At 61.8% G+C, this 26,415-nt stretch carries 20 protein-coding genes; 9 read left to right on the top strand and 11 right to left on the bottom strand.

What is annotated here, in order from left to right:
- Positions 1-48: 48 nt before the first annotated feature.
- The 6 genes from AC1DX6_RS29955 to AC1DX6_RS29930 form a co-directional block, all read right to left on the bottom strand.
- The gene (locus tag AC1DX6_RS29955) at positions 49-717 is read right to left on the bottom strand and encodes a 4'-phosphopantetheinyl transferase family protein (RefSeq protein WP_477320097.1); all 669 of its coding nucleotides are present in this window, start codon (positions 715-717) and stop codon (positions 49-51) included.
- On the bottom strand, positions 714-1,172 hold the full coding sequence (locus AC1DX6_RS29950; RefSeq protein WP_477320095.1) for a GNAT family N-acetyltransferase: 459 nt from the start codon (positions 1,170-1,172) through the stop codon (positions 714-716). Before AC1DX6_RS29950 ends, AC1DX6_RS29955 begins: the two co-directional genes overlap by 4 nt.
- Entirely contained in the window at positions 1,172-5,284 is a 4,113-nt protein-coding gene (locus tag AC1DX6_RS29945) for a Pls/PosA family non-ribosomal peptide synthetase (RefSeq protein ID WP_477320093.1), read from the bottom strand. Before AC1DX6_RS29945 ends, AC1DX6_RS29950 begins: the two co-directional genes overlap by 1 nt.
- 730 nt (positions 5,285-6,014) lie before the next feature.
- Positions 6,015-9,101 (bottom strand): ATP-binding protein, encoded by a 3,087-nt coding sequence (locus AC1DX6_RS29940; protein WP_477320091.1) that lies wholly within the window; start codon positions 9,099-9,101, stop codon positions 6,015-6,017.
- A gap of 97 nt (positions 9,102-9,198) precedes the next feature.
- The gene (locus AC1DX6_RS29935) at positions 9,199-11,061 is read right to left on the bottom strand and encodes a hypothetical protein (protein WP_477320089.1); all 1,863 of its coding nucleotides are present in this window, start codon (positions 11,059-11,061) and stop codon (positions 9,199-9,201) included.
- A gap of 48 nt (positions 11,062-11,109) precedes the next feature.
- Positions 11,110-11,730 (bottom strand): nuclear transport factor 2 family protein, encoded by a 621-nt coding sequence (locus tag AC1DX6_RS29930; RefSeq protein WP_477320087.1) that lies wholly within the window; start codon positions 11,728-11,730, stop codon positions 11,110-11,112.
- A gap of 274 nt (positions 11,731-12,004) precedes the next feature.
- Here AC1DX6_RS29930 and AC1DX6_RS29925 point away from each other — a divergent pair, with 274 nt between their 5' ends.
- Both AC1DX6_RS29925 and AC1DX6_RS29920 read left to right on the top strand, forming a co-directional pair.
- Complete coding sequence (locus tag AC1DX6_RS29925; protein WP_477320085.1) at positions 12,005-13,072, top strand: M35 family metallo-endopeptidase; 1,068 nt, start codon at positions 12,005-12,007, stop codon at positions 13,070-13,072.
- A gap of 421 nt (positions 13,073-13,493) precedes the next feature.
- Complete coding sequence (locus tag AC1DX6_RS29920; protein WP_477320083.1) at positions 13,494-13,781, top strand: hypothetical protein; 288 nt, start codon at positions 13,494-13,496, stop codon at positions 13,779-13,781.
- 104 nt (positions 13,782-13,885) lie between these two features.
- Here the strand turns inward: AC1DX6_RS29920 and AC1DX6_RS29915 are convergent, their stop codons facing one another.
- From AC1DX6_RS29915 to AC1DX6_RS29895, 5 genes are read right to left on the bottom strand one after another with little or no spacing between them, the layout of a single operon-like run.
- Positions 13,886-15,007, bottom strand: coding sequence for an ABC transporter permease (locus AC1DX6_RS29915; RefSeq protein WP_477320081.1), 1,122 nt, complete (start codon positions 15,005-15,007; stop codon positions 13,886-13,888).
- A complete protein-coding gene (locus AC1DX6_RS29910) occupies positions 15,004-15,717 on the bottom strand; it encodes an ABC transporter ATP-binding protein (protein ID WP_477320079.1) in 714 nt (237 codons plus the stop codon). Before AC1DX6_RS29910 ends, AC1DX6_RS29915 begins: the two co-directional genes overlap by 4 nt.
- Before the next feature lie 16 nt (positions 15,718-15,733).
- Positions 15,734-16,309, bottom strand: coding sequence for a Tgt2/MlaC family protein (locus tag AC1DX6_RS29905; protein ID WP_477320077.1), 576 nt, complete (start codon positions 16,307-16,309; stop codon positions 15,734-15,736).
- A 48-nt stretch (positions 16,310-16,357) separates the two neighbouring features.
- A complete protein-coding gene (locus AC1DX6_RS29900; protein ID WP_477320075.1) occupies positions 16,358-17,569 on the bottom strand; it encodes a sulfotransferase family protein in 1,212 nt (403 codons plus the stop codon).
- Entirely contained in the window at positions 17,569-18,585 is a 1,017-nt protein-coding gene (locus tag AC1DX6_RS29895) for a type III polyketide synthase (protein WP_477320073.1), read from the bottom strand. The genes AC1DX6_RS29900 and AC1DX6_RS29895 overlap by 1 nt, the downstream gene beginning before the upstream one ends.
- Positions 18,586-18,847: 262 nt before the next feature.
- Between AC1DX6_RS29895 and AC1DX6_RS29890 the strand changes: the two genes are divergently transcribed.
- The 7 genes from AC1DX6_RS29890 to AC1DX6_RS29860 all read left to right on the top strand — a co-directional run bounded on the left by AC1DX6_RS29890 (position 18,848) and on the right by AC1DX6_RS29860 (position 26,399).
- Complete coding sequence (locus tag AC1DX6_RS29890; RefSeq protein ID WP_477320071.1) at positions 18,848-19,552, top strand: class I SAM-dependent methyltransferase; 705 nt, start codon at positions 18,848-18,850, stop codon at positions 19,550-19,552.
- Positions 19,549-20,721, top strand: a complete 1,173-nt coding sequence (locus tag AC1DX6_RS29885; protein ID WP_477320069.1) for an NAD(P)/FAD-dependent oxidoreductase — start codon at positions 19,549-19,551, stop codon at positions 20,719-20,721. Before AC1DX6_RS29890 ends, AC1DX6_RS29885 begins: the two co-directional genes overlap by 4 nt.
- A 198-nt stretch (positions 20,722-20,919) precedes the next feature.
- Positions 20,920-21,813: an HNH endonuclease gene (locus AC1DX6_RS29880; RefSeq protein ID WP_477320067.1), complete on the top strand. Its 894-nt coding sequence runs from the start codon at positions 20,920-20,922 to the stop codon at positions 21,811-21,813.
- Positions 21,814-21,990: 177 nt separating this feature from the next.
- Positions 21,991-23,058, top strand: coding sequence for a LacI family DNA-binding transcriptional regulator (locus AC1DX6_RS29875; RefSeq protein WP_477320065.1), 1,068 nt, complete (start codon positions 21,991-21,993; stop codon positions 23,056-23,058).
- A gap of 78 nt (positions 23,059-23,136) precedes the next feature.
- Complete coding sequence (locus tag AC1DX6_RS29870; protein WP_477320063.1) at positions 23,137-24,378, top strand: ABC transporter substrate-binding protein; 1,242 nt, start codon at positions 23,137-23,139, stop codon at positions 24,376-24,378.
- 240 nt (positions 24,379-24,618) lie between these two features.
- Positions 24,619-25,542: a carbohydrate ABC transporter permease gene (locus tag AC1DX6_RS29865; protein WP_477320061.1), complete on the top strand. Its 924-nt coding sequence runs from the start codon at positions 24,619-24,621 to the stop codon at positions 25,540-25,542.
- Positions 25,542-26,399 (top strand): carbohydrate ABC transporter permease, encoded by an 858-nt coding sequence (locus AC1DX6_RS29860; protein WP_477320059.1) that lies wholly within the window; start codon positions 25,542-25,544, stop codon positions 26,397-26,399. Before AC1DX6_RS29865 ends, AC1DX6_RS29860 begins: the two co-directional genes overlap by 1 nt.
- Positions 26,400-26,415: the final 16 nt, after the last annotated feature.

Raw genomic sequence — 26,415 nt, 5'->3', positions numbered from 1 at the left:
GGGAGGCGCGTGCCATTGCTGTCGGGCGCTGGCGAATCCCGTTCGCGCTTACAGGGACGAACCTCGGCCACCGTCGACGAATGCCAGGACGACGACGCGCGGAGCAACGCAGTAGACAAGTCTCGCTCTACGGCCTGTCTTCGTCATCGCGGTGCCTGCGTTGAGATCGACGGTGATGTCCTCATAGCCCAGCACCTCGCGATCAAGCGGATAGGCGGCCTTGTAGACAGCTTCCTTGGCGGCAAAGAGGATGCGACCAGCGAGATGTCGGTCGATTATGTCGGTCCGGTCAGCGGGGATTGCAACGAGCGCGAAGATGTCATCGGGCAAGGGTAGGGCGGGCTCGACGTCGATACCGAGCGCGGCGATGTGGCCAATAGGCGCGACTGCCGCCACAGCCATTTCGTCGTCGTGAGCCAGCGACCCCGTTATTCCCGGGGGCCATACCGGCGCGCCGGATGATGCGCGCAAAACTGCGACGTCGTTCAGGCCCATATTCGCCAGCAGCCCGCGCGCGATCCACCGCGCCGCGCCGCTCGCTCGCCGCATCATCGGCTGGCGCGACGGGATGGAGCGTGCTTCCTCGGGCAGCAGGTGGTTCTCATCGCCTTCGCGTATCGTGCGGCAGCCGATCCGAACGCCGATCGGCGCCATGGTGACCATGGCCGCCTGCAGCTGCGCTGACAGGCTCGCGCCGCCGTCGAGCAGCCGTGTCACGGCTGGTCGATCCGTCTAGGCAAAGCGAGGTCGGCGATCATTTCCCCGTCCTCGTCCAGCCCTTCTTCGACGAAACCGGCAGCGCGATAGAGGTGGCGCGCCGCTTCATTCCCAGGCTCGTAGCAGATCGAAACGTGCCTGATGTGGCCGAGCCCGATGATTTCATCCAGCACTTCACGCAAAGCGGCCTTGCCGTAGCCTCGGCCCTGATGGGCGCGATCAATCATGAAGCGGTAGATCCGCGCCTCGTCGTCGTCTGCCTCGTACATCAGGAAACCGACGACGCGTTCGCCAGCCATGACGACTCGCGGCTGTGCGTCCCGGTCAGTTTCGGCTTCGTCGAGGGACTCCGCATTGCTGGCGACGAAATCCATCTGATCCGGGGCCAGTTCCAGGGCCGCGACCAGGGCCCGGTTGGCCCCGGTCACCGAAACCAGACGGATGTCCGCGCTCATCAAGTCGATGCCTTGGCGCCATCTTGCGTGACCGGCTCGACGAACCGATGCAGCTTGGCCGGGTTGCCCCGCCATATCGAATTGGGCTCCAGCTCTTCGCCCTTCATCACAAAGGCGTCGACATCGACCATCGACCCTTCGCCCATCACGACGCCATAGTGGACAAAGGCAGAAGGTCCGAGCGTGCAGCCCTTGCCAATGCGAATGAAATCGGACTTGAACGCGCCTTCTTCCAGCGAATGGGCCTGGATGACGCAGCCCTCGTTGAGGGTGGCGTCGTCGCCGATCTCCACCAACGAACGCTCGGTCAGGTTGCTGCCGCCGTCATAGACCCGTCTGCCGACCTTGACGCCCAGCAGGCGCAGGATCATCGGCCGGAACGGCGTGCCGGCAAACAGGCGCACGATGGGCGAATCCGCCAGCTTCCAGTGGCGTTCGTGACGCCAGAAGGCGACGTCATAGATCGTCGTCATCTGTGGCTTCAGCCGGCCAAAACCAAGGCTGGCCCGCTCGACCAGGATGTAGAACGGAATGGTGATTGCTGAGGTCAAAAGCACGGCGGCGAAGAGAGCGACTTCCGCCCATTCGGTATAGTAGTTCAGCGCCCGGTCCCAGATCGCCAGCGTGACGAACAGCATGACCCATTGCGTTGCCAGGAACAGCAGGATCGTCACCAGATTGTGGCGGTTCTTGTAGGGAATGCGCTGGCGCCGGTCGGCTTCGTCGATGCCGGCGATAAGCTCCTTGTCGCGGTTGACCATGCGCGGGATTTCAAAGGCAGGCGAACCGAGAAGGCCGACATTCTCGCGCACCGGGCCATCGATGGGGACCATCACCTTGGTGCCGAGCAGGACGTTGTCGCCCGTGCGGCCATCCGGCGGATAGTAGATGTTGTTGCCGAGATAGTTGCGCTCGCCAATGCGGGTGGGCTCCAGCCGGAACGCGGAAGCCGACTTGTGCACATTGATCATGAACAGCCCGTCCGACACCATGGTCTCGGTGCCGATCTCGCACAGAAGCGGATTGTCGTGCTGCTGGTTGGAACCGAAGTTGGAACCGGTCTGCACCACCTTGTTGAGATTCCAGCCGATGGCGCGCATGTAGTGCACGATGGCCGAGCTGTCGCCGAACAACAGCCCCAGCACGCGAGAGTTGCTGGAGAACTCGGACACGGTCTGCAGCCAGTAGCGGAAACCGTAGAGCGTGTAGGTGCGGCCTGGCTTCAGCAGCAGGCTTGCCAGGCGCGGCACCAGCGTCGCCGCCAGGAAGGCGGCCGCGATGTAACCGAAAAGCGTGACCGTGGTGCCGATCGCGACAAGACCGATCGTCTCCTGATAGTCGTCGCCGACATATTCCCAGTAGCTGTGGAACAAGAGTGGCAGCGGGGTGACAAGGCCAAACAAGCCGATCAGCTGAAGGGCTTCATAGAGAAAGCGCCGGACCTGGTAAGGATTGATATTGCGCACCTTGCAATAGTCCGCCGTGGTCGGCACCGCCGGCGATCCATGCCAGTGCTCGCCGTCCGGGATGCTTTGCCCGCGATGCAGCGAGGACGAATGGCCGAGCTGGGCGCCGTCGCCGATCCTGGTGTCGATGTCGAGCGTGGAACCGACGCCGACGAAGGCATCGCGGCCGATGGTCAGCGGCCCGGTATGGATATAGCCGGACTGGGCCCTGAAGCCGAGGATCATCGATTCCTTGCGCAGGATGGTGTTGGCGCCGATCGAAATGAGATCCGTGCAGACGGGCACGGATTTCGATTCGATGACGGCGTTTTTCCCGAGCTTGGTGCCGAGCAGCTGCAGATAGAGGCTGTAGAGCGGGCTGCCGCGGAACAGCACGACGGGTGCGGTGCGGATCAACGTCTTGACGACCCAGAAACGGAAGTAGCGCAGGCCCCAGATCGGAAACGCCTCGGCCTTCCAGCGGCCGATGAGCACCCATTTCGCCAGGACGGCAAAGCCCGACATGCCGAAGAACACGGCGGCCGAAAGCGCCACGCACCTGAAATAGAGCTCCAGCGGTTCGTCGAGCGCGTCATACATCCAGTTGAGGCCGTCATTGATCGCCCACAATGCCACGTAGCTGTAGAGGCAGTAGAACGAAAGCTGCGCGGCGCCGCAGGTCCAGTAGGCGAGGTTCGAGGCCTGGCGGGTGAGAACCGGCTCGTTGGTGGCCGTCGTCAACTCCTGCGCCACGCCCAGATGTTGGGCCAGCCGCGCCACTGTCGGATAGAGATAGATGTCGCGCATCGACGTCGTCGCCCATTCCTTCCTGGTGCGCACGCGCGCACAGAAATGGGCCATCAGCAGCGAGTTGGCGCCGAGATCGTCGAAGAAGTGATCCTCGACGGACACCGCGTCGAATTTCAGGACCGTCGCCAGGGCATCGGCCAGGAAACGCTCGTCGTCATTGGCGGGCGGCACCATGGCGCGATCGGCCGAAAGCCGAACGCTCGTCGGCTTCGGCAGCTGGCGCAGGTCCACCTTGTTGGAGACCGTCATCGGGATGGCAGGCAGTTCCTCCAAATAGGAGGGCACCATGTAGTCCGGCAGCCGCCGCTTCATCGTTTGGGCGAGATCGGCACGCGAGATCGCCGGCTGGCCGGCCTTGGCTGCGTAGTAGGCGACGAGCTCGACGCGGCCGGGCTCGATCTCCCAGGTGGTGACGGCAGCCTGGGCGATCTCGGGCTGGTCGAGCAGCACGGCCTCGATCTCGCCGAGCTCGATGCGATATCCGCGGATCTTCACCTGCGTGTCGATGCGCCCGGCATATTCGATTTCGCCCTTGTCGTTGATCCTGCCAAGGTCGCCGGTGCGGTAGATGCGCTGCGACGGGTTGTTCGGCAGGCCGACGAAATCGGCAATGAATTTCTGGTCGGTCAGGTCGGGACGGTTGAGATAGCCGACGGCGAGCCCGATGCCGGCAATGCCGATCTCGCCCAGTTCGCCTGGCTCGGCAAGTTGCGGCAGCGACGCGTCGAGAATGACGATCGAGTAGGTCGGCAACGGCGCGCCGATGGTCACCGGACTGTCCGGCGTCAGCGCCCCCATCGTCGCGGTGACGGTCGCTTCGGTCGGGCCATAGGTGTTGAGGATCTGCCTGCCCGGCTTCGACCAGCGCACCACCAGATTGTGCGGGCAGGCCTCGCCGCCCACCAAAAGCGTGCGCAGGCTGGGCACGTCTGATGTCATCGACGACAGCAAGGTCGGGCTGCAGGCCATGCAGGTGATGTCATGGTGGCGCAGGAAATCCGCCAGTTCCTCTCCCACGAGCGGCATCTGGCCAGGTGCGGGCACGACTGTCGCGCCGGCGACGAACGGGACCCAGATCTCTTCGGAGGAAAAGTCGAAGGCAATGGTCATGCCCTGATAGACACGATCGCCCGGCCGGTAGCCGTAGGAGGAGGCGGCGACCCGTATGAAGTTGACAAAACTCTGGTGCGTGATGACCACGCCCTTGGGCTTGCCGGTGGTGCCCGAGGTATAGAGGATGTAGCAGGTGTCGTCGGTGGTCTTCGCCTGCGGCTTCAGCGGCGCGGGCGACTGTGCGGAGATCTCGGCGGTGGCGCTGTCGATCAGCACATGCGGAACCGGCAGTTGGCCGGCGCGCGAGGCATAGGCGGCGATGGTGACGATCATGCTCACGCCGGCGTCTTCGATGATGAGCGCCATCCGCTCCTCAGGAAACGCGGTGGCCAGCGGCACGAAGGCAGCCCCTGCCTTCATCACTGCCAGCAACGCAACATAGGTCTCCGCCGACCGGTCGAGAATGAGCCCGACCCGGTGGCCCGGCCGCACGCCGTGCTTGATTAGCATTCGGGCGAACTGGTTGGCACGGCTGTTCAGCTCCTGATACGTCCAGACACGCCCGTCGGAGATCACCGCCGGCAACGCGGCGAACGTGACGGCGAGCTGCTCGAAGACCGTATCGAGCCGCTCACCCGGCAGACCATGCCGGGCAAAGTCGGCGCCCGTCAGGATCTGGCCATGCGCGGCCTTTGCCGAGCCGTGCGCGATCCTTGCCAGCGTGTTGATGCTTGGCAGGTCGGGCTGGCTGATCGGCGTTGCCGCGTCGCTGTCCAGTACGGCGATATCGAGACCGTGGTCCATTTCCATATTTTCTCGTCCTGGCCAGGCATCGCCCGGCTATTCATGCCGCCGCTCGAGCCGGCATTTTCGGCTCTGCCGCTGCGATTGTTGATGGAGGACCGAAGCTTCCAAGAAGGGAGAATCCGGAATCCCGACTGCGGACGCTTATGCCATCCGATCTTTTCGCCAGTTTTTCCGAACTGTTGAATTTTGTTTCTGGAGTGTGTCTGGGCGGCGCATCTTGCCCGCCCCTTGTTGGCCCTTGCGGGGGAGGGCTTCAGCCCTCCGCGGCAACCGGGAAAGAGACCATGAGCGAGCCTACGCAGACGGCACCGGCGAGGTCGCCCTCGGCGCAGCCGATTTGCTATCGCTGGCGGCCGCGCCGACTTTCGCGCTCATGACGCTGCTGACCTGTGTTTTTTGGCGGCGATGCGGCCATGCTCTGCATGGGGCGGGCAGGGTGCTTGGCCATTCAGCGGCATGGTGCCCGTGTACCTGCGATGAGCGCCTTTCAATTGGCGCCCTGGCTGAAGGTCCGGCGGCAAGGTGGCGCTAGGCGGGGTAGTGCGAGAGGAAGCCTTTGCTTGAACAGAAAAAAAGCCAGATAGGCCGACGCCGAACATCCCGACCGGGTTGCGGTAGAGCCTGTATGGCAGCGCGACAAGTCCCGATACTCGGCCAGGGCCAGGATCGTGATGTCGCCGAAGCGGCGCTCGTCGAACTTGGCGGCAGAGACGCAATGCACTGTTGATTACGCCACGTCTGCTGCGATGAACCAATCATTGACCTCCCGCAATTGCGCACGGGCCTCTTCGAACCTACCCTGTGACCGTAATAGCTTCGCCAGACTATTGGTCGCCTGCAACTCCCAACTTCTGGCGTTCTGCCGCCGCGCAAAGGCAATCGCCTCGCGGAAAGAAGCCTCCGCTGCTCTGTCTCCTGTTCCATTTGCAAGTTCGATTTCACCGCGAATGCGAAGCAAGGCAGCTGTAAAGTAATGCTCACCGATCTTTTCGGCCTCGCGCAGACCTTTCTCAGCGGTCTCTGCCGCCATGTCGAATTGCCCGGAGTTCATGAAAGCCTTGGCGAGCAAACCCAAATAACACGACTTGTCGACCTCCTGATCTTCAAGATCGTTTTCGGTCAATGCCATCATGTGGCTTCCCGCCAGATTGTCATCGAGGGCCGATGCAGCCAGGCCGCCAAAAAAGCGCGCCACCCTTGCCCAGAGATTGAAGCCGTTCTCCTGCGCCAGCGGCAGGAGTTCGTCCGCCAGTCGAGCGATCAAACTGCTCTCTTCGCGGAAAGCGAACAAGACGCATCCGTTTCCCAGGCAGGCGGCCAAGCGATACGGAGACTGCTGCCGAACGGTCGCTTCCGCCTCGAGGTAGAGTTTCAGCGCCTGACGGCGATATCCCAGGATATGCAAGGTCCAGGAAAGGTAGATCATGGCCATGCTCGGAAAGTCGCTGCCGACCTTGTCCGCGCTGTCCTTGTGGCTGAGAGCGCGCTCGAGATATTGCCGGGCCGCCACCAACTCGCCCTGACAGAATAGAGTCATCCCCTTGAACTGCAGACCTATGACGAGCGCGTTCAGGTAGCCGCCATCCTCGCCAACCCGGATCAACTCATCACTGGCCGCAAGGGCCTTGCCGAACTGGCCCGAGTTGAAGTGGGTTCCGAAAAGCCCGTCGAGCGCCCTGATCGTCGATTCCGGTTCGCCGAGCTTCCCGCTCAGTGCTATGGCCCGCTGATATGCGGCGCTGCCTTCGCCCGTCACGTAGCCTTGCGCGGCGTAGAGCACGTCGCCCAGCTCCAGTTCGAAGCGAAGCAGCCTGCGGCTGCGATCGTCGGATTCGGGCAAGAGTTTCGCGGCTTCAAGCCCCTTCCTGAAGGTACGCACTGCGTCAGCCTTTGCCCAGGTCTTGGCCGCCTTCACCCCTGCCAGCAGCCAGTAGTCGGCGGCGCGATCGAACAGACCTGCGTCGGCGAAATGCTCAGCGAGCACTTCGGGCCGGGCAAAAGCCGCGTTGTGGTCGCGCAGTTCGATGCATTCGGCAATCAATCGATGAACCTGCTGCGCACGTTCGTGCAGCATCGTGCCCCTGGCGGCCTGCTGCAGGAGCACGTGGGTGAACGAAAAGCCCGCGCCGGCCGTCCCTCGCTCGGCTGCGATCAGCCCCGTGCGCATCAGGTCGCCAACTGCGCTGCGCAGCTCCGCTTCGGGCCAATCGCAAATCTCGCGCAGTATTTCGAATTCGAATTTGCGGCCGATCGCCGCTGCGATCTGCGCAACTTCCTTGGCTGGCCCCAGCCTGTCGAGGCGAGCAAGCAGCGAGAACTGCAGGGAGTTTGGAATGTTGTTCGTGAGTGACAGGCGCTTAGGCTGCGATGCGTCCAGCCGCAGTCCTGTTTCGACCACGCTCCGAGTAAGCTCTTCGATATAGAGCGGGACGCCTTCACTGCGATCGAGCACCACTGAAACATCAGCGGCGAGCGCATTCGGGCTGATGTCATGGACAATCGCTTCGGCATCCTCGCGACCGAGCGCTTCAAGCCTGATGTGATGCACATCCGGCCTGTTGAACCATGGAACGCTTGCAGTGTTCCGGCTCGACACAAGCAGCAGCGCGGGAGTCGCAGCCAGGCTACCGACGATTTTGTCGAGAAGCTCGCGTGAGGTGGCATCGGCCCATTGTTCATCTTCGAACAGGATCAGGATCGGGGTAGTGCGCGCCAGATAACTGACGAGATCCATCAACGCTTGCTCGGCGATGTTGCGCTGCCGTTCGGCGCTTATCCCCTCGAGCCTGTCCGGCGTGGTCGTTGGTATGCCGAGCAGGCTCGAGAAGATCGCCAGCGCGACGTCGCTGGACACCGAGCCTATCGACAGTGCGTTGCTCAGCTTTCGCAGCTTTTCTTCCGTCGAGTCATCGTCCTCGATCGTTGCGATCCTCTGCAATTCGGCGAGGAATGGATAGAGGGTGCTGTTCTCAAAGGTCGGAGAGCATTGCATGGTCAGCTGCGGAAAGCTGCGCAGGCGCTGCTGGATCTCGTTGAGCAACCGGGATTTGCCGATTCCCGACTCTCCCGAGACCCACACCGCATTGCCGCGCCTGTCGCGCACGACGGTCTCCCAGCGCTCCATCAGCAGTCGCAATTCGGCATTGCGGCCGCACAGCCTGGTCATATGCGCACGCTTTGCAAAGCGGGTCGGCACCATGCGCTGCCGTTGCACCTGCCAAACCTCGACTGGTTCGGCGAATCCCTTCAGCTCATGTTTGCCGAACTTGGTGAAATCAATCGCGCCGCTCGCCGCCTCGAAGGTTGCCGCGTCGACAAGGACCCTATTCGGCTTGGCCAGTACCTGCAGCCGTGCCGCTAGATGCGCGACGTGGCCGAAGGCGACGGTGGACACGCCGCTCGGCGCGCCGACGAACTCCCCCACCACGACCTGGCCGCTCGCGATACCCACCCTCACTTGCAACGGATATTCCTGGTTTGCCGAGATGGTGGCCACCGCATCGACGATCTCGAGCGCCGCCAACACCGCGAACTCGCTGTCGTCCTCGCCAGCTATTGGATAACCGAAATAGGCCTGGATGGCGTCGCCGATGTAGCTGGCCGTCACACCTTTGTGGCGCCGCACGACGCTGCTGCAGGTCTGCAGAAAGCTCTCGATCAGGCGTTGGAAATCCTCGGGATCCATGCGGTCGGCATATTCGGTTGATCCCACCATGTCGCAAAACAGGATGGTGAGATAACGCCGCTCCGCAACAGACTTCGCCGGACTGCTGCTGGGCAAAATCGGGCTAGCCAATGGAACCGGCGTGGTCACGCTCCGGGACCCTCCTTGGTGCGGCGACCATGTAGCACCCGGTCATGTTATCGCAAATCCCGGCGCTCACCAGCCGCTTTCGATCGCGTCAAGTGGATCATCGAGGCTCGCCACACCGAACATCGGCATAGATCAAATGGTCTGCCTCGCTAAATGCCGCTTGGCTCTGGTCGAAGCAGAACCGTTTGGGCAGCAAGCGGATCAAGGTACGTCGGTTGCATTCACCGGGTAGATCGATCTGGAAGGTGCGCGGCAGCATCGATGGCGTCGGATCGCTCCATTTCGTGTGACCGGCAAACGAAACGTTCTGGACCAGCAAGCTGGAGCCGGCTGAGCTGACTGAACCGGAGATGGCCTCGGCGCTGGTGCCCTCTGCCTGCTCGATGCTCGGATATTCGCCGCTTTGTGGCGGATCCTCGTTTGCCGGTATCGCGTCCGTTCTGACCGCCACATTGATCCTGATGTCGTCGCGCTCTGGAACACCACCGTAGCTGTTGCGAAAGGTCCAGCTTACGCGAAGGACACGCGTCTTCGCCGCCTCTCCGGGCGGCGGAGGCAATATCTGAAGCTCAGCATCGGCGAGCGAAGAGCCTTCATCCTCCGCCTCTGGCGCCGGGCAGCCAGTGTAGAGCGGGCGGTAGCCACACTCAGGGCCACCGGCTCCCCATAAACAGTCGCTCAGCTTCCGCCAGTCCTCTGAGCTCAGTCCCGCAGCGCGGGAGGACAGGTCATTGCCAGACCCCGGCAACATCCAGGGATGGATGCCGCCGCTGCCGGCCGCCCAGTCTGTCCGGTGTGCGGCTATCTCGGCGTAGACGATCTGTTCCTCGTGCAGCTCGAGCAATTGGGCCCAGCTTGGCAACGTGACCGTCGGCTCATGCCCCGCTGCGTCCGCGGCAAAACGGCGGCCCGTGATTTGTGTGGTAAGCGTGTGGCAGCTTGTGCAGTTGCCCGTCGGATCTTCGACCGTCCTGGCTTGGCTAAGTTCGTTGGGGTAGGTGCCAGTGTAGCCGGAGCCGACCACGCGGAACGGCTCGCCCGGCAACCGCGGCCGGCGCGGTAGAAAATCTCCCAGGCTGAAGGCGGTCGATCTGGAATCGCCTGCTGAACGGAAACCGACCCTGCTCTGTTCAATGTGCGGATCGATCACATAGGGGCTTTTGTTGTCATGGCATGCATGGCACGAGATCTGGAACGTCGGATCATAGATTTTCTCCGCCGCGGCCCTTCCAACTTCATCGGAATAGCTGCGCCCGCCCGGCGGAACGAAGGGCTTTGACCAGTCGAACTCGCTCCGGTCCTTGCGGCCGTCGAAGAAGATGATTTCTCCGGATTTCCGATTGAATCCGATGGTGCCGAAGACGGAAAACCTCGGATCCGACCGCGTCCAGTAAGGATTCGTGCTGACCTCTTGGCTGATATTGGATTTTCGGCAGAGGAACAGCCATTCCACATTGCCGCGCATGACCCTTACGACACGCGAGTTCAGGCCACAGTAGGTCGTGCTGCCAGTCAGCGAAGGCTTGTCGCATTTGGGCAATGTCGCCGTCCATTTCACCACCTCTCCGTTGTCATTCCTGTGCTCGAATTCCAGCGGATGGCCGGGTTTTGTCGGATTGGGCCTGAGGTCGACGACATTGCCGTCAACTTCCAGTGGGATGACCTTCATTTGTGGGCTGTCGCAATCGCCGTCGGGAATGGGACCGAACACCGCCCGCGCTTCATCGCCAGACCTGGTTATGACGCTGGTGCTCTCTGAGGCTGGCGCCCAAAAGATGTCGGGGTTCCATCGCGTAACGGCTTCGGCGAACGACTTCGAATCCAGGTCGTCCTGATCGGAGCCGTGCCTCTCACCGGCTTGCGGCGTCGATATGAAAGCTAAATGTCGAAGCCCGATCGTCCCGGACAAGGAGAGCAACGCAATGCCGAGGACAGCAGCGATCAGCGCAACGGCACGCATTTCAGCCCACTGGAACGTGCCAGTGAACCCATGGCCGATCTCTAGGCGTCATCGCTTCTTCGCTGCGATAGAGCCAGCAACATAGTCGGCGTAGACTGTGAGCGATTGAAATCGCCACGTGCCATCGTTGCCCTTTACAAAAGAGGCCCGGGCATCCGCCGAATAGTCAAGAACCGGTGCCGGAGAGTGGGAGTCCTGCAGAGTGACCAGGACTATCGATTTGGTGTTCACCGTCTTATCGTCAACCACGTCGAACAAGGTATTGGTCACGAGGTGTCGAGTCTGGAGGCTATCGGTTTCCATTTTCTTAAGTATTATTGTCATCTGCCCGAGGAGATCGGTTGCCGACTCCGGGCCAAAGCCGAGTGTCAACTTGAGGATACTGTTGCCTGAACTGCAAATCTGATAGTAAGACGATCTCGGTTCCGCAAAGAGAGCAGTGAACGCGGCCGCATTTCTTTCGTCGATCGTCCAGGCATAGCGGGACAAAAGATCTTGAATTACCTGGCGATCTTCGGTCGGAGGATTCTCGATATTCCAACCGGCAGTAGCCTCTGCGCATGAATCAGCTGAAGCAGTGCCGCTGAAAGCAAAACAGAACCCACAAACCAGGGCAAAATTTCTCAAACTCGCGCAGTTAGTGATTATGCCTTTCCAACGCTCGCTCATGATGGCCCCCTCTTATGGAGCTTGATGGGAAAGTACCCATTCATCTTATACCACCCCAAAGAAGGTGTCAGCCGAAATCGATGGCATACGAGGCCACGGACATGATTTCGTGTTCCTTTTTTTTGAATTTGCGGTAAGTTGCAATGCCCGGCCTGCAGCAATTTCATTCCTAACTTGCAACATAGGCCGTTGGCGATTCAGGTATGTTATCGCAAACTAAAAACTCACTTAGACGAAACAATAAAGTCTAATCGTGGTTATATAGGAGCATAAAATGCCGAGTATTGTCCGAAATATTATATTGCTGCTTTCATGTTTTTTAGGCGTCATGCCTTTGGCGTTTGCGCAGCAGAATCAGGAAATTGAGATAGTTCTGCAATCGCGCGTGCCTTCTTATGGAAACGATACCCCCCTAATTATTGATTTTACTCTCACGAACCGATCACGCAGCCCGATCAGGCTGCTCAGGTGGACCACGCCGATCGACGGCGTCTCGGGCGAAATTTTTTCAGTGACGAGAGGGTCGCAGCCAATTCAGTATATCGGCCGTTTGGTAAAGCGAGGAGAACCCACCGAGGCTGACTTTATCAATATCGAACCCGGACAATCGATTTCGGTGCCCGTCGATCTGTCGTTGTACTACGCCATCTATGAGGCAGGGAACTATGCGGTTACCTATGATACAGAGAGAGTGGGTCTGCTGGTTGGCCCTCAAGGTGCCCTGAGACGCGCCCAGGTTCTGAGCAACGCCGCCACGTTCAGGCTTCTATCCGGTCGAATTCCTCCGGAACGGACACCGCTCTCGGCACCCAAATTCGATCAGTGTGACAACCCTCAACAGGATGATATTGGCACTGCGCTGGCGGAAGCAAACAACATAGCCTCGGCTGCCCTGCACGTTTTGCAGGACACGCCTCCAGCCCAACAGCCGAATTCCCAACGATATCTGATATGGTTTGGGGCGCATACCGTAGGACTGTACGCAAAGGCCACTGGAAATTTCTCGAAGATTTTGGATGCTCTTGGAAACAAAACAATATCGTTTGGATGCCACGGCAGCGAGTGCAATCCAGAAGACTATTCATATGTGCACCGTGATCAACCGTACAGAATCTTTGTTTGTCCTAAGTTCTGGTTAGCCGCTCTGAAAGGAACAGATTCAAGGTCTGGAACGATTATACACGAAATTAGTCACTTTTTTGTCGTCGCCGGAACAGACGACTATTCCTATGGTGGTCAGAATGCCGCCAAGCTACTCGCAGTTGAAAACCCACCGCAAGCCACAGAAAATGCCGATAGTCATGAATACTTTGCGGAGAACAACCCGGATCTTCCGATGTGAGGGACACCCAGGCAACTGATCCAGCATGGATGAGGGTGCCAGCTGGCGATCTTCTCCAACACGCCCGTTGGAGGAAGCTAAGGCCGACCATCGGACATTAAGGCCAGCGTCGCTGTGCGCTCGGAAACGGACCTTGCGATACAGAATCGGCAGGCGGATGCACCAACAAGCGCGCCGACGAGCAAGCGCGCCGTAAAGCAGGCGCGCTCGGTCGAAAAGTCTGGCACTTGCCTGTGACGGAGTCGGGTCCCAAGCCGATTTCAGGCCGCCGCGCTTCACGTTATTGCAAGAAGTTCAAATTTGAGCTTTCGCACTCATGCTTTGTCGAGAGTATCTCCTGTAGTCTCTTAGACCTTCTGCGCCTTAGGTTTTAGCCTCTGAATCGCCGTCGGCGACGATGACGACAAAATAGGAGAACGCAATGGCTCGAAATCACATTGAACGTCTTGGAGAGTTCAGGGAAATCCTGGTCGCGACCCGACGCGAAGGAGTCCGCAACGTGCACCATACGCGCGACGCAATGCGGGCAAGTGGCTTTCAGATCGGGGACAGCGACGGCTCGAGCTACGGAGCCGAGCTGAAGTTGCTCCAGGAGGAAATTGAGGCAGTCGATCGAGCCATCGAAGACGAGAAGCGGTTGGCCTTGGCCGACGAGAGCGCAGCTCAATCCGTCCGGCCGGCTAAACCGAGAATCGTCAAGGGAACATAGAGTCGGGTACGGCCGTTTGGCGCCGGTCGCGTCGATCGCCTGCCGCATGGTGTCGGGCTTGCCGCCGCCGTAGCGAGCGCCCTGAACGTCATCCGTTGCCGGCGTCAGATCCTGCGAAGCGCGTCAGCTGGGAGAAGGCGCGTGGCGCGCCAAGCCGGGTAGAGCGCGCCTAGGGGGCCGGCGATGAAGACGAAGATCAGCGCCTGCGCGATCGACCAGCCTGACAGGTAAGGCACGATCAGGCCCGCCGCGAACTTTGTCTTGGCCGCCATTTCCATGGTAAGGGCGCCGAGAACGATCCCTATAGCCCCGCCGGCTGCGCTCATGATCACGCCTTCGATGAGAATGAGCCGAAGAATCCGCCGCGGTGACCAGCCAAGCGCTGCGAGAACTCCGATCTCGAACGTCCGTTCGTTCACGGCCATCAGAAGTGTATTGGCAACGGCGACAGAGGCCATCGCCATGACAACCAGTGAAATCGTCTGGGCAATCGCCCGAAGCAGATCGAAGATGCGGATGCTGTTAGCAAACTGCTCGGTGTCGCCGACCTCGAACCCCGGTGCGGCTGCGATGAGCTGGGTTCGGGCAACCGCGATGTCGTTCTTGTCGAGCGGGCGCTTCAGTCTCACCTCGTACAAGGTAAACACGTCCTCCCGCGACAGGAGTTGCTCGAGCCCCTCGAGCGGAACGATCGCGCTGTTCTGGTTCAGCATGGACGAGAACGACGCGATGCCGACAACCGTATAGGGCTGGAACTGCAGCTCGACAGTATCACCGACCCGCTTGTCCAGGGCGCTGGCGATCGACTGGCCAAGGATCACCGGCCACTGGTCCCCCGGTGCAGGGATTCGCCCCGTCACGAGGTGCATGTCCTTCCACAGGAAACTGCCGCTCGGCCAGCCGGCCATGACAATATTTGCGGCGTCGTCAGCGGTGGTGATGTTCAGGAGAACGCCTGACACAGCCTCGACGTTTGGCACTGCGGAAAGCCCGGAGCCCAACGACTTGGGCACGGTGCTGCTCACCAGGTTGAATGCGCTGCGCTGGCTTACCACCAGGTCCGCACCGTTCTCGTCGATTCCCGATGCAAACGAGTGCTGGACGCCAGCGGTCAGGCCGGTAAGCGCCACAAACCCCGCGACCGCCAGAGCGATGCCGAGAACCGTGAGCAGGGTGCGAAGCGGGCGTGCAATGAGACCGCGCAAGGGGAGGGTCAGCTCAGTCATGGATTGGCGGATCGCGGCGCTGGCACCGGCGTCGCCGCCGTTCGGTTGTCCGAACGGATGCGGCCGTCGGAGATCTCGACGCGCCGCCCGCACAGTGCGGCCACGTCGTCGTCATGCGTCACCACGACCACCGCGGTACCGAACTCGCGATGCAAATTGCCAATGATGCTCATTACCGATTGGCTCGTCTGCACATCGAGGCTTCCTGTCGGCTCGTCCGCAACGAGAAGCTTCGGACGGTTGGCAAGCGCGCGGGCAATGGCAAGCCGCTGGCGTTCGCCACCCGAAAGCTCGGCCGGCCGGAGCGTAGCGCAGTCGGCAAGACCGAAATGGGCCAGAAGTTCGAGCGCGCGAAGGCGGCGCTGCCGCGCTCCGCTGAGGTTTCCCAACAACGCCACCTCGATGTTTTCGCGCGCCGACAAGGACTGGAGCAGGAAGAAGTTCTGGAAAACGATGCCGATACTGCTGGCCCGGACGGCTGCCCATGCAGCCCTGCCGTTGACCGCCCGTCCTTCGAACCAAACTTCGCCACGCGTCGGCCGGTCGAGCCCACAGATGAGGTTCAGGATCGTCGACTTGCCGCTCCCGCTGCGGCCGACAATGGCGACGGTCTCGTCATTCCCGATTGTGAGCGACACATCATCAACGGCGACAATGCGGCCGCCGTCAAAGTCGCGGCCGACATTGCTCAATTCGACGAGGGTGGACATGAAGACCCGCGAAAAGTCATACCCGGCCTTTCCTGAGATCGGCGACAAGCGCGGGGATCGATCCACCATTGCCAGCGAGCATCTGGGCAACGCGGTCCCGCTGCTGCACGGTCACGGAGCCGCCATCGACAAAGACATCGCCGATGCAGAGTTGTCCGCGGCAGTGGCGGACACGCCAGTCCACCGATGTTGGCCCGTGGAGCGGCCGGCGGAATTCGCTGCGCACCAGGATGTCGCCGTTGGCCAAAGCCTTTGTGCCGAGCACGGTGAAAGTCTTGTCCTGCGTCCGCTCCAGTTTGTCGGCCAGCCTGTGTGCAATGGCATAAAGAAGCGCATCGACCACCGAGGCGCGGTCGTCCGCACTCGCCCGGCGCCAATACGTCCCGAGCACGGCTTGCGCGATCCCCCTACCGTCGAACGCCGCGGAGATCGAGCGGAGCTGCCCCTCGGCGGATCCACCATGCCCAAGCATGATCGCCGCCTGGCGCACGGTCTCAACCAACCTGACAGCGTCACTCTGCTCATCTGCGGATGCCGAAAGCGGTTGGGCGCAGGTCGCGATCAACAGAGGGACGAGCAACAGCCGGGCCAAGGCTGCCCAGCTTGCGTGCGACCATCGGGCTGTCGTCATCATCCCATGTCATCCAATGCGCGGTTGGCTGTCAATATTGAGCGTCCCGGGAGCCTGCGCCGGCGCATGCCCAAAAGCGGCTGCCAGCGGTGCCAGGCGCGCTACGCGCGCTTTCTGCCTTTCCGTCAGGTCGGGATGGCGGCTGCGCACCTGTTTGCCGAACGTCGCGGCGACCTGCAGCATCCGCTCCTCGCAGCCGCGGGAAAATGGCAGGCCGAGTTCGCCGTAGATACGCCTCATCTCGCCCACGGGGTCGGCACTGAGTTCCTGCAGCCGCACTTCCGCGAGGTCGGCGGCTGGAATCTGGGCTCTGTCCGCCAGATAGTGCATCTCCGTCGCGAGATATTCGTGAGCGATGATCTCTTCCTGCTCGTCCTCGGGCAGTGGCGACTGCAGGGCAAATGCACGCTGCAATTCGCGCGCCAGAACGAGGTTGGACCGGAACACCACTTCCGGCGAACGGGAGATGTGGACAAACTTGGCGCCCGGGAACAGTTCCTGGAGGTAGCGGACGCGCGCCGTATGGCTCGGCGACTTGAGCAAAAGTCGCCGCCCGCCTGCAACCAGAGTGAGCTTCTGGACGAAAGCCAACTGATGTGAGCGCCAGCGGCTCAACTCGTCCGCCGAAAGCCCGTCGAGATCGTGAAATCGATTGAAGAAGGCCTGCCGGCGGGGAAGCACGGCGCGTCCCGCGAGGATCGACATCCCGCCCAGATTGTTCAGCGCGAAGTCGTCCTCCGCCGGCAGCCTGGCGCCCATGGGCACGACGGCGTCGAGGCGCGTCAACGGTAGCAAGGGGACGAAAAGGTAGCGCAGCAGAGCCCAGCCAAGAACGAATGTCTGAGGCGCCAGGACCTGCGGCCAGCTCGGCGATCTCAGGTTCGGATCGGCTGCCATCAGGTTCTGCAAGAACGTCGTCCCGGATCGGAAGTAGCCGAGGACGAACACAGGGGCTTTGTCCCGCTCCATCCGGGGAGGGCGCAGCCGCAACCATGCCCCAAGGATCACGCGCTCCGGCAGGGAGGCGATCGTGTTGATCCCCGAAAGCAGGAGCAGGAGCACCAGGCGCGGCCAGTAAGCGGGAGGGATCTGGCCTTCCGCACGCCATAAGACCCGCAGCACGGCGTCAAGAGGCGCCACGCCCATGAAGTGCGGATACGGCAAATAGGGCACCAGCCAACGGGCTGCGAAAGCTCGGATGCGGTGCCGGTTCGATGGCATCAGGCAGTCCGGAACATCATGGTCTCGGTGGTCAATCCCGGCCCGAACGCCATGCCGCAGCCGAGCAGGCCCGACGGCTCCTTCAGCATTTCGGCCATCACGAACATGACGGTTGCCGACGACATGTTGCCGTATCGCCGCAGCACTTCGCGCGATACGTCGAGCGCGGTCGGCTCCAGTTTGAGTGCCCGCTCGACCGCGTCGAGCACGGAACGGCCGCCGGGATGCACCGCCCACAAATCGATCTCCTTAGGCGGCCTGCCGCCGAGGATGGCCGGATGGTCGTTGCGCAGCGTCTCACGCACCGCGCCGGGAACCTGGCCGGACAGCACCATGTCGAAGCCGTCGTCGCGGATGTGCCAGCTCATCAGCTCCTTGCGCTCCACTGCCACGATGGCGTGGAAGCTTTCGAGCAGGATGCCGTGCGGTTCGGCTGTTACCAGCGAGGCGGCGCAACCGTCACCCCACAGGCAGAACGAGATCAGCTTCTCAAGCTCGGTGGCTTCCCTGAAATGCAGCGTGCACAACTCGATGTTGACGATCAGCACGCGGGCCTTCGGATCGGAGCGCACGATATGGCGTGACAGCTTCAAGGCGTTGATGGCGGCATAGCACCCCATGAAGCCGACGATGGTGCGCTCGACCGACGTCGCCAGGCCGCATCGCTGCACCAGCTCGAGGTCGATGCCAGGCGCCGAAAAGCCGGTGCAGCTCGTCACGATCAAATGCGTGATCAGCGAGCGGTCGTCGTCGGCCAGAAGCTTGTCGACGGCCTTTTGCGCCAGTTCCGGCGCGGCGGCCTCGTACATCTCCATACGGATTGCGGTGCTGGCGAACGAGCCCCTGACCGAGGTGCCGTCGCGGTCGATTGCCCCGCCGCGCGGATCGTCGGCGGGCGCAAAGCAGGAATAGCGATGTTCGATCCCGGCCAGAGCGACCATTCGCTCGAAGAGCGTAAGGCGCTGGGCATCGTCTTCAAGCAGCAATGCTCCATAGCGGAGGTAGAACTGATGCACGTCGTGTTCTGGAACTGACGTGGCAATGCCGTTCAGATACGCTTGAGGTGACAAAATTGCTCCGACAATGAGCCCAATCGGGTCTCACAAGAGGTCCAGGAATTGGGGAAGCGCTTCCTAAGGCTAACGCCGGCATAGAGTATTTTATTGCGTGGCGCCGATATTTCTCATTGGCAAACTGTGATACCAGCCTCCGATGTTCTACGAAAGGGACGGACCTTCGGCTTCGCCACCCAGATTTGCGCCATCTCCGATCCATCGCATGACCGACATGAATACCAGGCATCTGGAGCCAGAGCTCCTCGACGGCCTCCCGGCCGGTGATCCTCGTGCGATCGCATCCCGTCGTGATCTCGTTCGCATCAATGCATTGATGTTCCAGGCCAGGTTCATGGCATCGCTCTTGCGGGCCAACGTGCAAACGCCGCCGCTGCGCATCCTCGAAATAGGCACCGGTGACGGAAAGTTCATGCTGACGGTGGCGCGACTGATGGCGCGACGTTGGCCCAACGTCGAGATCGTCATGCTCGACAGGATCGGCCTGATCGGCAAGGATGTGTGCGACGCTTTCGCCAAATTTGGTTGGCGGGCGCAACCCGTAACCGCCGACATATTCGATTGGACTGGGGACAGGCCCTTCGATCTTGTCTGCGCCAACCTCATCCTCCACCACTTCGACGACGCGCGCCTGCTGGAGCTGTTTTCCCGGATCATGGCGATGGCCCCAATCCTCGTCGCGACGGAGCCGCTCAGGGCCAAGGTGCCACTTGTCGCGACCCGGTTGCTGCCATTGATCGGCGCCTGCGCGGTGACACTGAACGATGCGGCGCAAAGTGTCCGCGCCGGTTTTCGCGGCACGGAACTTTCCCAATTGTGGCAACTGTCAGGGGGAGCCCCCCTGATCGAGGGCCGCAAAGGCCTGTTCACTCAAGCTTTTGTCGGTGCCACCGTGCCCGGCACCGGATGATGCACGACGCAATTGTCATCGGTGCCGGCCCTGCCGGCAGTTCCACCGCCATTGCGCTGGCCCAGCATGGCTGGTCGGTGGCAATGGTGGAGAAGGTGGTGTTTCCACGCCGAAAGGTCTGCGGCGAATTCATGTCGGGGACCAGCCTTGCCTTGCTCGACCGGTTGGGCGTCGGTGACGTCTGGCGCGCGGAAGCCGGCCCCGAAATCCGTCGCGTCGGGTTCTTTTCGGGCGATGTCTCGGCGCAGGCGCGAATGCCGATCGCCAGGACGGGTCTCGGCCGCGCGCTCGGCCGCGATCGTTTGGATTACATCCTGTTGCAGGCCGCCGAACGTGCGGGTGTCGAGATTCTCCAGCCTTGCAAGGCGGTCGCCGTTGATCGGCGCGACGATCTGCAATTCGTGACCGTGGAGGCGGGCCAGCAGGACAAGGTTTTGAGCGCACCTGTCATCATTGCCGCGCACGGATCCTGGGAACCCGGGAAACTCCCAAGCCAGCTTCAAAGAACAAGCCGACCCTCCGACCTTTTCGGGTTCAAAGCGCATTTTACCGGCGCCGCGCTGCCGCCCGACCTGATGCCGCTGCTGGTATTCCCAGGCGGCTATGGCGGAATGGTAACGGCGGACCGTGGCCGGGTGTCGATTTCCTGCTGTATCCGCAGGGATGTTCTATCCGGACTGCGCCAGCGCTTTGGGAACATTGCGGCCGCCGACGCACTGTGGCGCCACGTTTTGGCCTCGTGCCGAGGCGTAGAGACTGCGTTGGCCGGTGCCGAATTGCATGGCCCATGGCTCGCCGCGGGACCGATTCATCCCGGCATTCGAGCCGGCTATGATCAGGGCATCTTCCGCGTCGGCAACATCGCAGGCGAGTCGCATCCTGTCATCGCGGAAGGCATTTCGATGGCGCTGCAATCCGGCTGGCTCCTTGCGAGAGAACTGGTCGCATCGGGCAAAGGTCACGAGGGCCACGACGAGATCGGACGTCGCTATCAAAGCGAGTGGCGTCGACAGTTCTCGACTCGTTTGCGTGCGGCGGCCTTGATTGCCCGAATAGCGCTTGGGCCTGGTGGCGCGACGGCCATGCGTGCCGTGATCAAGAATTTTCCGGCGGCTTTGACGCTTGGCGCTCGATTGAGTGGAAAGACCCAGCCTGTTCCGGGCTTTTGACGACAAGTAGCGCTGCTGCCACTTGAGGGGAGATGGCCGGCAGGCCAGAGAGGGGCGCTGTTCTGTAAACCTATCACCCGCTTCCAAAAGACCGATACCATGGGGAAAAGTTCGCCCAGCCTGGACTAAACTCCCAAGATCGGATTTTGGTGTTACATCTCAGGCAGATATCCCTAAAGAACGGATGGCGGGAAGATCATGGGATTTGGGGTCTTCATTCACCGCTCAGATTCGATCTACGATGATAGCCCCGCTGAGCAATACCAGTTTCCCCGTCAATATCTGCGTCGTGTCGAAGCATGCGTCGGTGACTGGGTCATCTACTACGAGCCCAGCAAGGTAAACGAGACACGCGGCTATTTCGCCGTGGCCAAAGTCCAACAGGTCATTCCCGACCCCGCAGCGCCTGACATGTATCTCGCGCTGATCGAACCCGACACCTACCTCGATTTCGCCAACCCTGTTCCATTTAACGGGACCGACGGCCTCGTTGAACGAGGCTTGCTCAATGACGAGGGACGGATTTCTGGTCGCGCCCAGTCGGCGGTCCGTCCGATCAGCCCAGGCGACTTCAACCGCATCATCGATCTGGGTCTGGACACAGGTGAGCCATTGCTGCCCCGCGTTGACGAGATCGGTACTGACTTGGAGGAAGAGCAGGCACCATTCGAGTTCGAGCAGACCCGCAGCCGCGTAAGCTATCTTGGATCGCGGATCATGCGAGACCGCGTTTTCCGCAGCATCGTCCTGCGAGCCTATGACGAGCGCTGCGCGATCACCGGGCTCAAATTGATCAACGGCCGCGGCCGAGCTGAGGTGTCGGCCGCCCATATTCGACCAGTCGAAATGAATGGCCCGGATGTCATCAACAATGGAATCGCACTATCGGGTACAGCCCACTGGATGTTCGATCGCGGATTGATCAGCCTTTCCGACGATCTGGAGATCCTGATCTCACGACAGGTCAACGACTTCGAGAGTGTGCAGGGGTTCATAAACAAGACCGGTCGGGCGCTTCCGCCTCGCCGGCAATTTGAGCGTCCGCACCCTCGTTTCCTGCAATGGCACCGCGAGAACTGCTTTAAGCAGTGAGCTTCCCCTCCAACGCCAGAACGCCAACCTACCCCCTTGCCATCCCCGCCACCTTCCCCTAATCTCCTCGTGAGAAAACCTTTTCCCAAATCGCCCGCAAGCGCTGACCTCACCAGTCAGCCCCTTGCAGGGCGGTAAGAGAAAACCTTTTCCCAACTAAGGGATTTGCCGCGCATCATGTCGTCCGACGCCTCGCCAGCGCCCGCCAAGACCCCGGTCACCCTGCGTGAGGTGGCCTCGGCCGCCGGCGTCAGTGTCGCCACGGCGTCGAAGGCGCTGAACGGGCAGGGGCGTATGACGGCGGAGACGCGCGAGCGCATCCGCGAGACGGCGCAGCGGCTGGGTTTTCGGCCGAACAGCCTGGCGCAGAGCCTTTTGCGCAAGCGCTCCTTCACCGTCGGGCTGCTCACCAACGATACCTACGGCCGCTTCTCGCTGCCGCTGATGGCCGGCGTGTCCGATGCGCTGGTCGATGCCGGCGTCTCGGTGTTCCTGTGCAATGTCGAGGACGACCAGCGGCTCGGCCAGCTGCATGTCGAGGCCATGCTCGACAAGCGCGTCGACGGCATCATCGCCACCGGCAAGCGCATCGACCGCCACCTGCCGGTCGATCTCGCCAATCTGCGCATCCCGGTGATCTATGCCTTCACCCAGCCCGATCCAGATGCCATCGGCTTCGTCTCAGACGATGCCGGCGGCGCGCGGCTGGCGGTCGAGCATTTTTGCGCGCTCGGGCGCCGGCGCATCGCCCATGTCAGCGGTCCCGCGAGCTTCGCCGTGGTGCATGAGCGGGCGCGGGCCTATCGCGAGGTGCTGACCGAGCACGGCCTGCCGGTCGCCGAACCGCTGCTCGGGGCCTGGTCGGAAGCCTGGGGGCACGAGGCGGTGGCAAGGCTGTTCGACGGCGGGGCGGGCCAAGCTTTCAACGGCAAGGTGGGAGAACGGCCGGATGCCGTCTTCTGCGGCAACGACCAGATCGCGCGCGGCGTCATCGATGCGCTGCGCGAGCGCGGCATCAACGTGCCCGCCGATGTAGGCGTCATCGGCTTCGACAATTGGGAGATCGTGGCCGAGGCGACACGCCCGCCGCTGACCTCGGTCGACATGAACCTGGCGGCGCTCGGCCGCGAGGCCGGGCTCACTCTGCTTTCGCTCGTCGGCGGCCAAGCGGCCGCGCCGGGCATTCGAAAACTGCCGTGCCGGCTGGTGGTGCGTCAGTCATGCGGCCGCCCGCCGGGCGGCTGAGGAACTAGGGCTGCGTGTCCGGTTTTCGCTGGGAAGCGCGGCCACAGGGAGGAGAAGAAAACCATGAGGAGGAGAACCATGAAGACCATGATCGCCGGGCTCGCCTTTGCGAGCATTTTGGGCACGCTGGCAACAGCTTCTGCCGCTGACACCGCCAACATCTGGGTTCGTGCCGACGGCTCGAACTTCATGCCGCGCATCGTCGATGCCTTCAACAAGGGCCATGAGAACCAGGTCAAGCTGGACATCATTCCCAATGCCGAGATCATCCCGAAATATGGCGCTGCCGCCGCCGGCGGCACGGCGCCCGACGCGCTGTCGCTCGACCTGATCTACACGCCGTCCTTTGCCGCCGCCGGCCAGCTGGAAGACATCACCGACTGGGCGAAGTCGCTGCCTTATTTCGCCAGCCTGTCGCCGGCGCATGTCAAGACCGGCACCTACAAGGACCACATTTACGGCCTGCCGTTCTCGGCCGACGCCTCGGTGCTGATCTGGAACAAGAAACTGTTCAAGCAGGCGGGGCTCGATCCCGACAAGGGCCCGACCAACTGGGCCGAGATCGCGACTGATGCCGAAAAGGTCAACGCGCTCGGCGGCGACATCAAGGGCTTCTACTTCTCCGGCAATTGCGGCGGCTGCAACATCTTCACCTTCACGCCGCTGATCTGGGCCTCGGGTGGCGACATTCTGAGCGAAGACGGCTCGAAGGCGACGCTCGACAGCCCGCAATTGCGCGGCGCCATCGACCTCTACCGCTCGATGGTCAAGAAGGATCTGGTGCCGGCCGGCGCGCAGACCGACACTGGCGCCAATTTCTTTGCTGCCTTTGCCGGCGGCAATATCGGCATCTCGCCATCCGGCGCCTTCGCCATCGGCGCGCTCAACACCCAGTATCCCAATGTCGACTACGGCGTCACCTTCCTGCCGGGCAAAGACAGTGGCTGGTCGTCCTTTGCCGGCGGCGACAATTTCGTCGTCACCAAGGGCACCAAAAAACTCGCGGTGGTGAAGGAGTTTCTGGACTTCGCCTATTCGCTCGAAGGCCAGACCATTTTGGCCAAATACGGCAGCCTGCCAGTGCGCGGCGACATCGCCAAGGACGCGCTGAAGGATCTCGATCCGCGCTACCAGATCGCCGCCGAAGCCATGGCCAAGGGCCGCACGCCCTATTCCGTGGTGTTCAACGATCTGATCAACTCGGCCAACGGTCCGTGGACGCAGATGATCAACGAGGTCTTCTTCGGCGACGACGTCGATGGCGCCATCGCCAATGCACAAGAGACCATGCAGTCGATCATCGACCAGGCGCAGAAATAAGGACTGGCCGGCGGCAGGGGTGGCGCAACGCCCCTGCTGTCAAAAGTCCTGATCCGGCCGCCCGCCCCGTCTCCCTGGACGGGCGGCCGGCGCTCCTTACCCTCCCCCTTGTGGGGAGGGTCGCTGCGAAGCAGCGGGGTGGGGGTCAGCGCCGGCACCCCCACCCGGACCTGCGGTCCGACCTCCCCACAAGGGGGAGGTGGGGCGACCAATTGGATCCGACGGAAGAACAGGCAAGGTATGACCGCCATCGCAACCACCACCCCGTCACGCGCCAGAAAACTGGTCGGCGCCGGCCGCCGGCAGTGGATCGGCTTGCTCTATGTCGCGCCGGCCGTGGCGCTGGTGGTCGTGTTCTTCATCATTCCGCTCGGCATGACGGCCTGGATGTCGCTGCACAATTGGCCGCTGATGGGCGAGCATTTTTACATCGGCTTCGACAATTACCTGGCGATCCTGCGCGACAACCGGTTCTGGAACGCGCTCAGCTTCACCGGCTACTACACGGTGATCGTGACCATCGCGATCTTCGCCGTCGCCTTTCCGCTGGCGCTGTTCATCGAAAGACCGCGGCAGCTGACCGGCTTCTACCGGACATCCTTCTTCATGCCGGCGGTCGTCGGTTTCGCCTCGGCCAGCCTGCTCTGGTCATGGCTGCTCAATGTCGATTCCGGCCTGTTCAGCCCGGCCGCCTTCGACCTCGGCCTGACCACGAAAAAGTTCAACCTTTTGGCGACGTTCCAGCCGGCCTTCTGGTCGATCATCGCCATGGTCGTCTGGAAGGTCGCGGGCTTCACCATGATCATCCTGATGACCGGCCTGCAGTCGATCCCGACCGATCTGCAGGAAGCCGCGATGATCGACGGGGCAGGGCCGTTCGCCCGCTTTCGTGCCATCACGCTGCCCTTGATGCGCCGCACGCTGGCGCTGGCGCTGATCCTGTCGGTCGCCGGTTCGATCCTGGCCTTCGACCAGTTCTACATCATCCTGCGCGGCGGCCCGCGCAACCAGACGCTGACCGCCGTCTACTGGATTTTCAACCAGTCCTTCGTCTCGTTCAAGCTGGGCTATGGCGCAGCGCTGTCGATGATCCTGCTGGCCATCCTGGTGGCGCTCAGCCTGGTTCAGCTGTGGCTGCTGCGCAAGCCGGAGGGCATCGACTGATGGCGCAGGCACGAAGCCGCAGGAGCCGCCTCGGGCTCAAGATCGCCGAGCATTCGACCGGCATGATCGCGTCGGCGCTGTTCATCGCGCCGATCGTCTGGGCCGTGCTGTCAACCTTCAAGCCGGCGCAGGAGGCGCGCCAGCCGCCGCTGCCGCCATGGCCGACGACAGGTTTTTCGGTCGAGAACTACCGCACGCTCAACACCTTTGGCGACGGCCTCTGGCTGCCGGCGCAAAACAGCCTCTATGTCTCGGTGATGACGGTGATCCTGTCGGTCATCGTCAGCGTGCTGGCCGGCTACGGCTTTTCGCGCTTCCGCTTTCCGATGAAAGACCTGCTCTTCATCGTCATCCTGTCGACGATCATGATCCCGTTCCAGTCGATCCTGACGCCGATCTTCCTGGTGCTGACCAAGATCGGCCTGCACAACACGCTGACCGGGCTGGTCTGCGTCTACACCACGCTGCAATTGCCGTTCTCGATCTTCATGATGCGAAACGCTTTTGACGCGGTGCCGCGCGAGATCGAGGAAGCCGCACGCATGGACGGCGCCAACAACGTCACCATGCTGTTGCAGGTGATGCTGCCGCTGGTTTGGCCGGGCATCGTCACCATCGCGCTGTTTGCCTTCCTCGGCGCCTGGAACGAGTTCCTGGCGGCACTGGTGCTGATGACCGACCAGTCCAAATTCACGCTGCCGATCATGATGACGGCGCTGCAGTCCGGCCGCTTCGGCGCCATCGACTGGGGCGCGGTGCAGGCGGGCGTCACCGTGATGATGGTGCCGTGCCTGGTGCTCTTCCTGCTGCTGCAGCGCTTCTACATCCGCGGCCTGATGGCAGGGGCCGTGAAATGACCAATACGATTTTCCA

The organism is Mesorhizobium sp. P2_C4, assembly GCF_056404575.1.
The sequence above is the reverse complement of the archived record's forward strand: the minus strand, read 5'-3'. Positions and strand labels throughout refer to the sequence as shown.

Coding starts and splice junctions, on each gene's coding strand:
- AC1DX6_RS29950 (WP_477320095.1), bottom strand. CDS start 1,172: ATGAGCGCGGACATCCGTCTGGTTTCGGTGACCGGGGCCAACCGGGCC.
- AC1DX6_RS29945 (WP_477320093.1), bottom strand. CDS start 5,284: ATGGACCACGGTCTCGATATCGCCGTACTGGACAGCGACGCGGCAACG.
- AC1DX6_RS29935 (WP_477320089.1), bottom strand. CDS start 11,061: ATGCGTGCCGTTGCGCTGATCGCTGCTGTCCTCGGCATTGCGTTGCTC.
- AC1DX6_RS29930 (WP_477320087.1), bottom strand. CDS start 11,730: ATGAGCGAGCGTTGGAAAGGCATAATCACTAACTGCGCGAGTTTGAGA.
- AC1DX6_RS29925 (WP_477320085.1), top strand. CDS start 12,005: ATGCCGAGTATTGTCCGAAATATTATATTGCTGCTTTCATGTTTTTTA.
- AC1DX6_RS29920 (WP_477320083.1), top strand. CDS start 13,494: ATGGCTCGAAATCACATTGAACGTCTTGGAGAGTTCAGGGAAATCCTG.
- AC1DX6_RS29915 (WP_477320081.1), bottom strand. CDS start 15,007: ATGACTGAGCTGACCCTCCCCTTGCGCGGTCTCATTGCACGCCCGCTT.
- AC1DX6_RS29910 (WP_477320079.1), bottom strand. CDS start 15,717: ATGTCCACCCTCGTCGAATTGAGCAATGTCGGCCGCGACTTTGACGGC.
- AC1DX6_RS29900 (WP_477320075.1), bottom strand. CDS start 17,569: ATGCCATCGAACCGGCACCGCATCCGAGCTTTCGCAGCCCGTTGGCTG.
- AC1DX6_RS29890 (WP_477320071.1), top strand. CDS start 18,848: ATGACCGACATGAATACCAGGCATCTGGAGCCAGAGCTCCTCGACGGC.
- AC1DX6_RS29885 (WP_477320069.1), top strand. CDS start 19,549: ATGATGCACGACGCAATTGTCATCGGTGCCGGCCCTGCCGGCAGTTCC.
- AC1DX6_RS29880 (WP_477320067.1), top strand. CDS start 20,920: ATGGGATTTGGGGTCTTCATTCACCGCTCAGATTCGATCTACGATGAT.
- AC1DX6_RS29875 (WP_477320065.1), top strand. CDS start 21,991: ATGTCGTCCGACGCCTCGCCAGCGCCCGCCAAGACCCCGGTCACCCTG.
- AC1DX6_RS29870 (WP_477320063.1), top strand. CDS start 23,137: ATGAAGACCATGATCGCCGGGCTCGCCTTTGCGAGCATTTTGGGCACG.
- AC1DX6_RS29865 (WP_477320061.1), top strand. CDS start 24,619: ATGACCGCCATCGCAACCACCACCCCGTCACGCGCCAGAAAACTGGTC.
- AC1DX6_RS29860 (WP_477320059.1), top strand. CDS start 25,542: ATGGCGCAGGCACGAAGCCGCAGGAGCCGCCTCGGGCTCAAGATCGCC.